Origin of the sequence: Phytobacter ursingii (assembly GCF_001022135.1) — a bacterium.
Taxonomy (GTDB): Bacteria; Pseudomonadota; Gammaproteobacteria; order Enterobacterales; family Enterobacteriaceae; genus Phytobacter; species Phytobacter ursingii.
Genome location: NZ_CP011602.1, coordinates 2,152,678 through 2,166,146, shown reverse-complemented (window position 1 = coordinate 2,166,146; position 13,469 = coordinate 2,152,678). Strand labels below are relative to the sequence as shown.

General features: G+C 46.4%; 9 protein-coding genes. 6 read left to right on the top strand and 3 right to left on the bottom strand.

What is annotated here, in order from left to right; genetic code table 11:
• Positions 1-825 precede the first annotated feature (825 nt).
• From AB182_RS13650 to AB182_RS13640, 3 genes are all read left to right on the top strand, one after another.
• Entirely contained in the window at positions 826-2,247 is a 1,422-nt protein-coding gene (locus AB182_RS13650; protein WP_047370574.1) for a glycoside-pentoside-hexuronide (GPH):cation symporter, read from the top strand.
• An 89-nt stretch (positions 2,248-2,336) separates the two neighbouring features.
• Positions 2,337-3,680 (top strand): NosD domain-containing protein, encoded by a 1,344-nt coding sequence (locus AB182_RS13645; RefSeq protein WP_047370573.1) that lies wholly within the window; start codon positions 2,337-2,339, stop codon positions 3,678-3,680.
• A gap of 79 nt (positions 3,681-3,759) precedes the next feature.
• On the top strand, positions 3,760-5,148 hold the full coding sequence (locus tag AB182_RS13640) for a carbohydrate porin (protein WP_047370572.1): 1,389 nt from the start codon (positions 3,760-3,762) through the stop codon (positions 5,146-5,148).
• Between the two features lie 61 nt (positions 5,149-5,209).
• Here the strand turns inward: AB182_RS13640 and AB182_RS13635 are convergent, their stop codons facing one another.
• The 3 genes from AB182_RS13635 to AB182_RS13625 all read right to left on the bottom strand — a co-directional run bounded on the left by AB182_RS13635 (position 5,210) and on the right by AB182_RS13625 (position 9,023).
• Positions 5,210-6,178, bottom strand: coding sequence for a carbohydrate kinase family protein (locus tag AB182_RS13635; protein ID WP_222708282.1), 969 nt, complete (start codon positions 6,176-6,178; stop codon positions 5,210-5,212).
• 2 nt (positions 6,179-6,180) lie between these two features.
• A complete protein-coding gene (locus AB182_RS13630; protein ID WP_047370570.1) occupies positions 6,181-7,905 on the bottom strand; it encodes a GH32 C-terminal domain-containing protein in 1,725 nt (574 codons plus the stop codon).
• A gap of 107 nt (positions 7,906-8,012) precedes the next feature.
• Positions 8,013-9,023, bottom strand: coding sequence for a LacI family DNA-binding transcriptional regulator (locus AB182_RS13625; RefSeq protein WP_047370569.1), 1,011 nt, complete (start codon positions 9,021-9,023; stop codon positions 8,013-8,015).
• Positions 9,024-9,316: 293 nt separating this feature from the next.
• Here AB182_RS13625 and AB182_RS13615 point away from each other — a divergent pair.
• The 3 genes from AB182_RS13615 to AB182_RS13600 all read left to right on the top strand — a co-directional run bounded on the left by AB182_RS13615 (position 9,317) and on the right by AB182_RS13600 (position 13,375).
• A protein-coding gene (locus AB182_RS13615; RefSeq protein WP_120773466.1) for an IS3-like element ISKpn34 family transposase occupies positions 9,317-10,437 on the top strand; the annotation gives its coding sequence in 2 pieces (ribosomal slippage) (positions 9,317-9,569 and positions 9,569-10,437; 1,122 coding nt in all).
• A gap of 640 nt (positions 10,438-11,077) precedes the next feature.
• Positions 11,078-12,316 carry an IS110-like element ISEsa2 family transposase gene (locus AB182_RS13610; protein WP_000219087.1) on the top strand — a complete coding sequence of 413 codons (1,239 nt, stop codon included), beginning with the start codon at positions 11,078-11,080 and terminating at the stop codon, positions 12,314-12,316.
• 672 nt (positions 12,317-12,988) lie between these two features.
• Positions 12,989-13,375, top strand: coding sequence for a hypothetical protein (locus AB182_RS13600; RefSeq protein ID WP_047370567.1), 387 nt, complete (start codon positions 12,989-12,991; stop codon positions 13,373-13,375).
• Positions 13,376-13,469 lie beyond the last annotated feature (94 nt).

Here is a 13,469-nt window from a genome sequence, read left to right as displayed (position 1 = left end):
TCATGAGTGGCTGTCCTTCCGTTCACTCAAAATACCGAACAGTTAACTGTTGCAAGATAAGTTGTTGAGGGCTACAGAATATATAAATTATGTATGCTCCACACATTGCGAAATGTATCATAACCTTACATCTAAACTGGCAAGCTTCCAGTACTGCTATTTGATTATGCAGTAGTGGCTAAGTGAATTTATAAAAATGTTTATAACAACGTCCTGTTACGACCAAACAAGGCATGTATCCTTTTTCTGTCTCGCTTTTTAATTGCCAATATCACAGCTTCTTATAAATACATGCTTCGCATAGCGCGCTGTGCGGTTTAAGTCGATATGCGGTCAAATACAACTAAATAATATTCAAAAAGTTATTCTTCCGTCACTGGTTTTAGATATTATTTAAGTAAGGTTTTTTTATTGGTTATATTATGATTTAACTCTGCTTCGGATTTTGTTGCCGAAATAAGAGATAGACCACAAGAGTTTATCGTTTTTTTATGTTTTTTATAAGTGAAAGGAATTTAATAATTATGTGCGTGTTGGCCGTATATATCTCGCGGGGAAATTGAGAGTCGGATCTATACTTTCATGTAACGAGGATACATGTGACGTGCATTGCAAACTTAGCTACACTCAGTGCATATAATTATATTACATTCAGAACAGAGCATTTTTATGGGGATAAATAAGAATGTTACATCATCTGCTACCTTGCCCCATCGTCATTTTCATGTAACGGCGGACGTTGCGAAATAAGTCATTTTATTTTTACTGGCATCGGCTTTAACGGTGATATTTTATACTTACGAACGTGGAATTAATGAGGGATATATGTCTGGAAGTGCAATAAGAAAGCAAAGCGCATATGAAAAGCTGAGCCTGAGAGAAAAGGTTGGCTATGGCATGGGCGATGCTGGTTCCTGCATGATCTGGAGCGTGCTGGCACTCTATTTGACATGGTTTTACACCGATGTCTATGGTCTGGCTCCTGGCATCGTCGGTACGTTATTTTTGGTTATACGTATTTTTGATGCTTTCAGCGATCCAGTCATGGGGGCTATTTGTGATCGTACCAAAAGCCGCTGGGGCAAGTTCCGCCCATGGCTGCTTTGGATGGCTCTTCCGTTCGGTCTCGGCGCGGTAGCAATGTTTACCACGCCTGATATTGGCATGAACGGAAAAATCATCTATGCCTGGGTAACCTATCTGATTATGTCGCTGATCTATACAGCGATTAATATTCCCTATTGCTCGGTAGCTGGCGTGATTACACTGAATCAAAAAGAACGAATGGGATGTCTATCATGGCGTTTTTTCCTTAACGGGCTGGCAACTCTAATCATCTCTTCTACCATTCTGCCGCTAACCGACTGGCTGGGAAACGGTAACCGAGCCTCTGGCTTTCAGATGACCATGATAATTATGGGCGCTGCCGCTACCTTAATGTTCCTGTTCTGCTTCTCGAGCATTAAGGAACGTGTAGTTGCAGTGAAGGAAAACGACTCTTTAAAGCGCGATCTGAAAGATATCGTTAAAAATGACCAATGGTTGTTGATGATTACCATCACCTTCCTTAACGTTTTCCCGGCCTTTATTCGTGGTGCGGTAACCATCTATTATGCCACCTATGTTATGCAGGCTTCTGTCGGATTTATCACCTTCTTTATGGCGCTGGGTGTCGCTTGCAATATGCTGGGGAGCGTAATAGCTAAACCACTTACTGATCGTTTCGATAAAGTGAAACTGTTCCGTATTATCAATGTCGTCCTTGGTATCCTGTCGTTCGCGCTTTGGTTTGTAAACCCAGCATCGCTGACACCTCTGTTAACGCTGTTTATTATCATAAATATACTGCACTTAATTCAGTCAGGCCCAATCCTGTGGGCCATGATGTCCGATGTTGATGATTACGGTGACTGGAAATTTGGTAAACGTTTAACCGGTATTTCATTCGCTGGAAACCTGTTTATGTTGAAAATGGGACTTGCGGTCGCTGGGACTATCGTCGCCTGGGTTCTTTCCTGGACAGGATATATAGCGAATAAACCGGAACAGAATCCAGACACGATTGAGGGCATTATTATTATGTTCTCCCTCATGCCAATGGTTAGCTATTTTATCAGCGCATTTATTGCCCGCTATTTCAAACTCAATAATTCTTTTCTGGAGAGAATAAAAGTCGATTTGGCAAAGCGCGGATTAGAAAATAGCAGTGCTGTATTGCAGAACCCACACGGATCCCCTGTATCATAACCGATACGTTAATTTATTAATTCACAACGAACTCAGCCTGTGTTAGCAGGCTGCTGATAGATTGCACGCCTTTTAAGGAATATTAATTTATGTCTAATGAAAATTATTATGATGTGACAGCATGGAATATCGGAAATGCACATCAGGATATTGGTGAAGTGATTAACAGCATTATCGACGATATTAAAACCAGGCAAACGCAAAAAGATATTAATGAAGGGGGAAAGCCAGGTGCGGTAATTTATATTCCACCAGGCGACTACCACTTAACAACGCAGGTGGTGATCGATATCAGCTATCTTAAAATTATGGGTTCCGGCCACGGTTTTACTTCTTCAAGCATTCGTTTTAATACGCCGCAAAATGAATGGGCCGACTGGCATGAATTGTGGCCGGGCGGCAGTCGTATTCTGGTTGATCTTACTCCGCAGGTGGGCGATGAAGAACATAGTACAGCCGCGTTCTACGTTAAGAGAGATGGTAATCCACGCATTAGTTCTGTTGAGTTTGCTGACTTCTGCATTGATGGCTTACATTTTGTTGGGGATAGCGACCCGGAAAATAGCTATGTCAATGGTAAAACGGGTATTTATATCGCCAGTGCGCAGGACTCATTCCGTATAACGGGTATGGGAATGATTTATTTAGAGCATGGTGCCGTGATTTATAACGCCGATGCGCTGTCAATACATGATAACTTTCTTGCAGAATGCGGCAACTGCATAGAGCTGCGCGGAGCAGGACAGGCATCAAAAATCACTGATAACTTAATCGGCGCTGGTTATAACGGCTATTCGATTTATGCTGAAAATTTTGGTGGGCTGTTGGTAGCGGCAAATAATGTTTTTCCGCGTGGTTCGAGTAGTGTTCATTTTTCTGGCGTGGTTCGCTCTTCTATTACCAGCAACAGGTTCCATTCGTTTTATCCGGGTATGCTGGTACTCGAAAATAATTGTTCAGAAAACATGATTTCTTCAAACCATTTCTTTCGTGAACGTGAGCCCTGGGGGCCTATGCAGAAATACGATAACGGTTTAGATGACTTATATGGCCTGCTGTACATCAGTGGCAATAATAACTCCATTGTTGCCAACCATATTTCTGAAACCATAGAAGCTCAATATATTAAGCCATCTGGTGCAAGGCCTGTAGTTATACGTCTCGTTTCAGGTAGCGGAAACTACCTCTCCGATAATCATATTGTCGCCACTACCGAAGCCGCTAATGCACAGCAAATAGCGAAGCAATCATGCTTTGATACCCAGGTACGCGCGTTGCTGACCGTCGATACCCTGATGTCGCTTGATGTCACCATGGTACAGGTAGAAAAGGAATCGCTGCACAACATAATTCTGGATTCAGGAAGTGATGCACAAGTAATAGTGGACAAAACGGTAAACGCCTTCCGAGCCACACCAACACCAGGGATGTAGCGGTCTTACCTCGCAAGCTCCGAACAAAACGGGGGGCTTATGCCCCCTTTTTTTGTGTTTTAAACGCAGGGATAAAATAATGAATATAAAATATGTGGCACTGTCTTTAGGTACACTATTTTCCTCTGGCCTGACGGCAGCGCAAATTCCTACCTCTGATGATATCAACCAGCGTTTTACTCAACTTGAGCAGCGTTTAATCAATGCCGAGCGACAAGCAAAAGAGGCTCAGGACGAGATCAAAGCGTTGAAGCAGCAGAAGCTTGTCACTCAGCAAAATATGCTGACGGCAATAGTTAACACTGATAAATCAGAAACGCACGCGAACGAGCCTGTAAAATTAATGCTTTCAGGCAATAGCGATATCAAACTCTATGGTGATGTTGAATTCAATATGGATGCAGCCAGCAGCACCGGCAGCCTGACATCGGTAAATAACTCGGCAAGAAACTGGGCCAAGGGTAATAATGAGCGTTGGGATATTAACGGGCGAATTCTTCTGGGATTTGACGGCACCCGCAGAGCCGACAACGGCCATTTTGCGGGTTTTTCCGCGCAGCCGCTGGCTTATATGACCGGAAAAATGGATGTTGATGACGCTGTATTTTTCTTTGGCCGCGAAGATGACTGGAAGGTAAAAATAGGGCGCTTCGAAGCGTATGATATGTTCCCTCTCAATCAAGATACTTTTATTGAATATTCCGGTAATACCGCCAATGACCTTTATAGTGATGGCTACGGCTATATCTACATGATGAAAGAGGGGCGGGGCCGCAGCCGCAATGGTGGAAATTTCCTGCTCAGCAAAACGCAGAATCATTGGTACTTTGAGCTGAATAGTCTGCTGGCAAATGGCAGCTCTCTCTTCCAAGATGCGGGCTACCACGGCAACACGCTCGTGAACAAAAAAAATGCTGCCTACTTGCGTCCTGTTGTGGTTTGGAGCCGCGGTCGTTTTTCAACTGCTGTGGCGATGGAAAAGAACATCATAAATAACGCCTACGGTTATTACGCTAACAATAACAATTGGGTCGATCAATCAGACCGTACCGGCTATGGCTGGACGATGACCTGGAATGAACAAAAAACCGATCCCGAGGATGGTGTTATGACCAACCTGAACGTTGCCTATATGGATGCCTCAGATGAAAAAGATTTCACCGCAGGCATAAATTCTCTATGGCACCGTTTTGAACTGGGCTATATCTTTGCGCATAACAAAATCGATAAATTTAGCGCCGCCAACTACGCTGACATTTGTGATGACAACTGTTGGATCGCTAAAGCAGGCGATTACGATATCCATACTCTTCATGCATCGTGGCAGCTTCCAAATATCATGGATATGAAGAACTTTAACATCTACCTGGGTGCTTACGCTTCGTGGATCGAAGCGAATCCTGCTCAAGGGGACAAACATGAAGATGCCCGTTACGGTGGGCGTGTGCGTTTTAAATACTTTTTCTGATACGTTTAAGGCCCGCTTTATGCGGGCCTTATCATTGTTGAATTAAAATTCTTAAAGACTCTTACGGCATCAGTTCGGCCAGTGTTGGGATCGCATCGATAGCACCAAAGCGTGTACAGGTTAATGCCCCAACTTTATTGGCCCAGGCAACGTCTGTAATGAAATCGTTATAGTTTATTTGTGTTATATCCCGCTGAGTAAACCGCAACAGCAGTGCGCCGACGAACGCGTCTCCGGCACCTGTCGAATCCACTGACTTAACTTCTATGGAAGGAACCTGCTCTTGCCTGCCGTCCCAGTAGCTGGCCCAGGTACCGCGGTTGCCGAGCGTAACGTTAACGAAGGTTGCTCCACGGTCATGTAAATAGCGGCAACCTTTTGCCAGATCGCTATAACCGGTTATCAGGGCTAACTCTTCTTCGCTCATTTTTATCACATCAGCCATTGCAAGCAACGGCCCACAACGGTGAATAAACTCAGCCTCATTGCCACCCCATAGACCGCTGCGGAAGTTGGGATCAAACGAAAGCATTTTTCCCTTCTCCTTTGCAATCTGCGCTACGGCTAAGTAAGTCTTATATAGCTCGCCGTCTAGTAGACCTGTAGCGGCGCCCAGATGAACGATTTTACTGTCGTGCAAAAAATCTGCTGGCAGGCTATGTTGCGCCAGATGACCATCGGCCCCACGGCAGAAAACAAAATCACGTTCACCGTCATGCTGAATACCAACAAAAGCGAGCGTTGTGGGTGCTTGATTATCACGTATAATCAACGAGGTATCCAGCGATTCACGACGCAGCGTCTGGATAAGAAACTCACCGAAAGGATCGTTCCCAACCTGCGCAGCCAACCGGACTGCCCCTCCCAGTCGGGCAATAGTGACTGCGACATTTGCCGGCGCGCCGCCCGCTTTCTTGAGGAACTTTTCTCCCTGTACCAATCCCTGATCGATGTCGGTACAAACAAAATCAATCAACAGCTCACCCAGGCAGATAATGTTCTGGCTTTTTGTATTTGTTTTCATCTTCATGGTTATTGTTCCCAAATGCTACGGTATTGAGTCAGTCGTGCCGTGGTTATCTGTGCTGATGAATTGTATTTCAGCGTAAGCTCATTACAGTAACTGAGATGGAAGTAACGCCTTGTGCCACAATGGCTTCCCTCGTTGGCAAAAACCTCGACAATGCCAGCGTCGAAAAACAGCTCAAGCGTCTCGATCTTTTCAACGTAAGCGCCATACTGCCCTTCGTCATGACATTCGGCCCGAAGCGTAAGCCAATTTTCGGCGTAACACAGTTCTGCTTGTTCGCCTGTTTCCCCGTTCAGTGTCAAAAGCAGCCGGGATATGTCCTCACCGGTCAGCTTCAGTGAAAACGACTGCTGCCTATCGACAGACAGATGCAGCAATCCATTTTGGCATGCCTGATGATGGTCAGTTCGCTGTCTAACGCATGCTTCTGGCGGTAGCAACGGCTGCATGCACAGAGCCCCATGGTTATTGAGCATAAAGCGGCGCGGCAAAGACATTTCACCGCTGTAGACTGACGCAGCGCTTTTTTTGCTGGCCCAGTTATAGAGCCAGGCGAAACCCAGTATCTGCTGCCCGTCGCGAAAAGTTTGTAAGGCATAAAAATCGGTGCCGAAATCCAGTGTCTGCAAAGGCTTATCATCAGGTGTAAAGCGACCGCTGTTGAAGTCTCCGGTCTGGGCATAGAGCAAGTTATGACGGCCGGTTTGTGGCTCGGTATAGCCGACGATACCGATGATTAATACCCATTTCCCGTTGATAGAGAAAAAATCCGGGCATTCGACACAACGTCCACCGTGTTCCCTGAAGTGGCTATCCGCTCGCCATAGCACGTGGTCGAATGTCCACTCATCACTGTCTTCCGAAGTGAACAGCAGTGCTGCCGGATCGCCATCCACTGACGCGCCAAGTAGCATAAAATAGTGGTTTTTTTCACCATCGAACCAGACCTTCGGATCGCGGAAATCACAACCTACGCCTGCTGGCAGCTCGCTCAAGACCTGCTTTACTGATTCAACTTTATCCAGCCAAGGACCCGGTGTAGCGCACTTCTGCACTTCACGATAGCCCTTATAAAGATCGTACGCTGGCAGACGTTCTGTAAACCAGAACCGAAGTTTACCGTCGCGTTCCTGAAAAGCGGTGCCGGAAAATGCACCGCCAGTCGCGCCCAGCGCCTCGAGGTTTTGCTCCGGTTGTAGAAAGACAGGGTAGTGTCGCCAGTGGTAAAGATCCTCACTGGCGGCATGCCCCCAGTGCATTGGTCCCCATTCAGTGCTGTGCGGATAATACTGATAGAAGAGATGATAGGTCTCGTCGATTTTGCATAGTCCGTTAGGGTCGTTCATCCAGTTTATAAACGGGGAAAAATGCAGCGCCGGACGTAGCGATTCCTTCGAATACCAGTCCACCATCTTGCTGCGTCCAACCGGGTAAAGCGTATGTGTATCACTGATCAAAAAGGTAACGCCTTCCTGCGCTAATGTTTCCGACAGCCAGTAATAAAACAGAGATATATCCGCTGCATCCTCATCCCATTCAATGGTTAACGGCTGATCGGAATAATGGGTATAGGTGAAATATTGATGATAGTCAGCGGCCTTTTTTATCGCGTAGATAATTTCCCCTCCTGCTGAAAACTGTAATAGAGGCGAGCTGTTTTCACGGCTGCGTTTCAGCCAAATATCAAACTTCATGCCTGAAGTAACAGGTAATGTTAATTTTTTCATAAAATATACTTTCCGGTCGTGATGAGTTTTTTGCAATGAACTTTCTCTCCATGGCTCGCCATAGAGTTAATTAACCTGCTGAATTTATATTAACTGCAAAGCAACAGTTATACTTTCGTCACAGTCATACCCAGGCTGCTTTCGCGAATTATTAACTTGGTCGTCAGTTCAATAGAGTCAATATCTTCCTTTTTTTCTGAGGCGTTAATTATCTCGAATGCCAGTTTACCCATTTCATTTATTGGTTGAGCAATGCTCGTTATATTAAGCATCTGTGCGATAATAGTGTTATCAAAACTGGCGATAGCGATATCACCAGGAATGCGAATGTTACGACGTCGCAGGTGTTCAATAACATAGCTTGCCGCGACATCGTTATAAATAAACATGCAGTTTAATTTATCCTCTTGTGTAAGAATATTATCGACAATTTTATCCAATGAGTGGATATGCCCTCGGTTATCTTCGCCGTCCCCTTTGGGTATCCAGTAGCTATGTTGCTTTTCCACCTGATATCCGCGGCTACGAACTTTCTTACAAAAGGCGGACATCTTGCGGTTATCCACACCATCCTGTCCGATAAAACCAAAACGGGTGCGACCAGTATCAATAAAGTGCTCGGCAACCTTTTCAGCCCCTCGTTCCTGGTTGTTGGAAACTGAATTAAAGAAGCGGGAAGTTTGCGTTACCACGGCAGTATTAATGCCCGTAGCCTGCAGCCACGCGGAGAGTGACGATTCCGCCTCAGTTGGAACCCAAATCAGCGCTTCAATACCCATGCCAGCCAGCGCTCTTATCATTTGCCGATCCTGAAACGGCTGATTCTGGTGGGTCTTAACCAAAATGGTTTTCCCGGTGTAGCGAGCCTCTTCTTCCAGTGAGGACAAAAGTTCACAGAAATGCGGATTAACCAGATTGGGGACTACCAAACCAATCAGCCCGGAGCATTTGCCACTCAGTTGGACTGCATTTCTGTTTGGTACATAACAAAGAAAATCCATTGCCTCGTGTACAACACGACGAGTTTGTACTGTTACGCTAGGATGATTGTTAATCACCCGGGATACCGTTGCGGTAGAAACGCCAGCTCTGGTTGCTACATCTCGTATTGAAGCCATAAATAATGTTATCGGTTACAGGCGTTACATAATTAACAATAAGTATAAAACAAAGCGTGATGAAAAATGTCGGGCGGATCTCGTGTTGTAACGTTACATGAAATCTTGATCAACTCCACAGAATTAGCCAAGCCAAACTCGTCCGCTTAGCAACATTAGGGAATGTAATCCATCAGCGGTACGCTGCTGTTGGTCTAAAGCGGATAGTTGCAATTGCGATCTTGACCTGCTCCCCGTTGATTAATACACCGCGATGTTAGTAATGTCTTCATAAGCCACATGAGGACATCCCCATGAAGAAGCGTTTTTCCGACGAACAGATCATCTGTATTCTCCGCGAGGCCGAAGCCGGCGTTTCTGCCCGTGAGCTCTGCCGTAAGCACGCCATTTCCGACGCCACCTTTTACACCTGGCGTAAGAAGTATGGCGGTATGGAGGTGCCTGAGGTTAAGCGCCTGAAGTCTCTTGAGGAAGAGAACGCCAGACTCAAGAAGCTGCTTGCTGAAGCCATGCTGGATAAGGAGGCGCTTCAGGTGGCTCTTGGGCTAAAGTACTGACGACAGACCAGAAGCGGGAAGCCGTGGAAGTCATGTGCGAGGCTAAGGGTCTGTCGCAACGTCGTGCCTGCAGGCTGGCAGGTCTGTCCCTGTCAACCTGCCGATATTCGGCTCAGCGTCCGCCTGCTGACGCGCAGCTGTCTCTACGCATCACAGAGCTGGCACTTGAACGCCGCCGTTTTGGTTACCGGCGTATCTGGCAGCTTCTGCGACGTGAAGGTCTTTGCGTTAACCACAAGCGGGTTTACCGCATCTATCAACTTAATGGCCTGAGTGTAAAACGCAGACGACGTCGTAAAGGGCTGGCAACAGAACGTCTGCCGCTGCTCCGCCCGATGGCGCCCAATCTGACCTGGTCAATGGATTTCGTCATGGACGCACTGGCCACAGGTCGCAGGATCAAGTGCCTGACCTGCGTGGATGATTTCACAAAGGAATGCCTGACGGTCACTGTTGCCTTCGGGATTTCAGGCGTGCAGGTCACGCGTATTCTGGACAGCATTGCGCTGTTTCGCGGCTATCCGGCTACGATAAGAACCGATCAGGGCCCGGAGTTTACCTGCCGCGCACTCGATCAGTGGGCTTTTGAGCATGGTGTGGAGCTGCGACTTATCCAGCCCGGCAAGCCAACGCAGAACGGATTTATTGAGAGTTTTAACGGACGCTTTCGTGATGAATGCCTGAATGAGTACTGGTTCAGCGATATTGTTCACGCCAGGAAGATCATTAATGACTGGCGACTGGATTATAACGAGTGTCGACCACATTCATCACTGAATTACCTGACGCCGGCTGAATTTGCAGCGGGCTGGCGAAACGGGAAATATGAAGAAAAACCAACCGACATTACTAACTGAAGGTTGTATCTAACTCTGGGGGCAGGTCAGAGGCTGTGGCAGGGACAATTGTGGCCGCTGCACTAGGCCCATGGAAAATGCGCAATACCCCAGGAGGTGAAGCCACGCTGCTTGCCAGATTACGCCGCTTTGCGCCAGCAAGTATGGTAAGTAAAGGACTAAGAAAAACCTTCGAAATGAAAGAATAGCCACTTAAAAATCGGCCCTTGTCTGCAGTAGTTCACTCTGGTGGATATGCCAGTTGTTCCACATGAGCAACTGGCATGGTTTTTTATGATGATTTTCTTGTCAGTACCACACCCAGGCGAACCATGTGTTTCGAGGTATCTAATCTAGCAAGCCGTAATGTTAGCTGAATCTATTTATTGCATGAAGCTAATAGCGACAAGGGCATTAGGTCTGCTAAGAGCGAGGTATAGTCATTCGTACCCTGAGAATTACACTTTGAAGTGATTCAGGGTATGCGCTTACTGGTTACGAATATTGAGCGAGAATCATGTGATGATCGCCGCTTTTCTTTCGAGCCAGTAGGTGCTCCACGTTCGCTAACGAATACTCAGGGCATGCAGATAAACTGCTGGCTATATTTCTTTCGAAGAGCGTGGAATGCATACCAATCCCCGATAAAAAGGAGTTGGTGATGACTGTGACTAATCAATTTGCTGCGCACGTTGGTCTGGACTGGGCTGATAAAAAACACGATGTCTGTGTTCAGTTTAAAAACGGTGAACGCGTATTCGATGTGATTGAACATACAGCAGAAGCGCTTGATGCCTGGCTTACTGAGTTACACCAGAAAGTAAAAGGTAGAATCGCAATAGCTCTCGAACTGAAGAAGGGCCCCGTGGTATATGCTCTTCAAAAATACCCCTTTATCACCGTTTTCCCCGTCCACGCATTGTCCCTGGCTCGTTATCGGCAAGCCTTCTCGCCCAGCGGCGCTAAAGATGATCCGCAGGATGCCGAGCTGGCATTAGAGTTAATGCTGCGTTACCCCCAGAAGATAAAAGCTATTGAACCCGACAATGCGGATATTCGCTTACTTCAGCAACTGGTTGAGCAACGTCGTCAGTTGGTTGAAGATAAACGACGCTTTGTGAACCGGATAATCAACACGCTTAAACAGTATTATCCTCAGCCACTGGAGTGGTTCTCACATCGGGGTAGCTTACTGTTGTGTGAGCTGATTATCCGGTGGCCCAGTCTGCAACAACTGAAACGAGCCAGACGCGACACGATCCGCAACTTTCTGAATGCCAAAGGTGGTCGCGCTATGGCCCTTACCGAGCAACGTGTTGCGAGTATTGATAATGCGATCCCATTGACTACAGACCCGAGTGTTATAGAGGCTAATGCTTTGATGGCAGCAGCACTGGCGACACAAATTAAAGTCGTGAGTGAAATCATCAAAACCTATGACGAACGAATCGAAACGCTGTTTGACACATTGCCAGATGCGGGGCTGTTCAAATCACTTCCGGGCATGGGACCGTGCATGGGCCCACGGATGCTTGCTGCACTTGGTGATAATCGTGACCGGTTTAACAGCGCTGAAGAAATTCAAAACTACGCAGGTATAGCACCGGTGACCGAACGAAGCGGCCAAAAATCATGGGTTCACTGGCGATGGCAATGTGCCAAGTTCGTCAGGCAGACCTTTGTTGAATGGGCTGCCAAGACGGTTAATTCATCATACTGGGCCAAACTGTATTATCAGGGCCTTAGAGAAAAGGGCAAATCTCATCAGTCTGCGATCCGGGCACTGGCGTTCAAATGGATAAGGATCATTTACCGCTGCTGGAAGGCCAGAACCTGTTATGACGAAGCGAAATATTTGCTGGCTCTCGAAGCGAGACACTCGCCCTTACTGAAGCCATAAAAAGCTTGTCGAATGTCTCAGGGCGTGAAGCAGACATTCGGAATGTATACTTACAGCAAGATATCTTAAGCAATGGGGACAGGTTAATTCATCCTGACATTATTCGGATAATTTGTACTTTTCCCATGGATCGTTCACTGAATTTCTCCATGCGCACCACCCCCGTGGTAAGTCAGCTAGATAAGTTATAGAGTGATCTATCATGACAATATTCTGAAGACTAAGGACGATTGCGTTTTCCTCACTTAATAACTCCGTCTGGCTGGTATGAAACTGCCAGATCCCGTCATCATCGTCATGAGAAACGTAAGCTATCCACTGACCGTCTGAGATTATTTTACGGTTTGCTATCACCGCGGTATTTGGCTTATCGTCAAATTCCCATTCTGTTCCATTCATTAAATTCTATCCAAAAGCCCCGTTTACGAGATTTAAATTAATAAAATATCTATAAAAACAATAATCTATTACTCTTTACCCGCAGACTATAGTATGCTGTCCATATAGTGAGACTATATCTGCCTCTAGCACGCAGCGGACAGACTTCGTGACCATCATGTCTGCTGTGAGCGAGGAGCGGTCCTTTAAGCCAGTATATATCAGATGACGGACTAACACCGGCATGTGATAATCAACGGGGAGAAGGCCAATGAAAGTAAGTCGGAATAAAGAATGAGTCTTGACTTCGTGCTGGTAAAAGCAAAGGGTGTAGTGAATTCGATCGGTGAACTCGAGCAGGACAGTTCCTTCTCACGAGCAAACTACAAGGCATACGCCGAACAACTATTCCCTGGACTTATATGGCAGGCGGATGATTCCGCCATCGTCGGTGAAGCGGGTATGTTTATTGAAGTGTCCCTCTCGGATGCGACGTTACACCTTGGTCTTAGAGGCCGCGGTGACATCCTGACAGCCATTAGTAAGATTGCCGTTGAAGCTGCAATGGCGGGCATCGTAGTAATTGACGTACAAACGTCAGATATCCTCACAGTTGAGGCTCTGCGCTCTTCAGACTATCTTTCTTGGTATCGATCTATCTTTGGAGTCAACCAGCTTTAGCGACCTGCGTTTATAAATGTCAAACCCACATTTAGACGTTCTACGTCGGCCCCCCTTATAGCGAAAGTAATTTTTCAATAAATTCTTTATCACT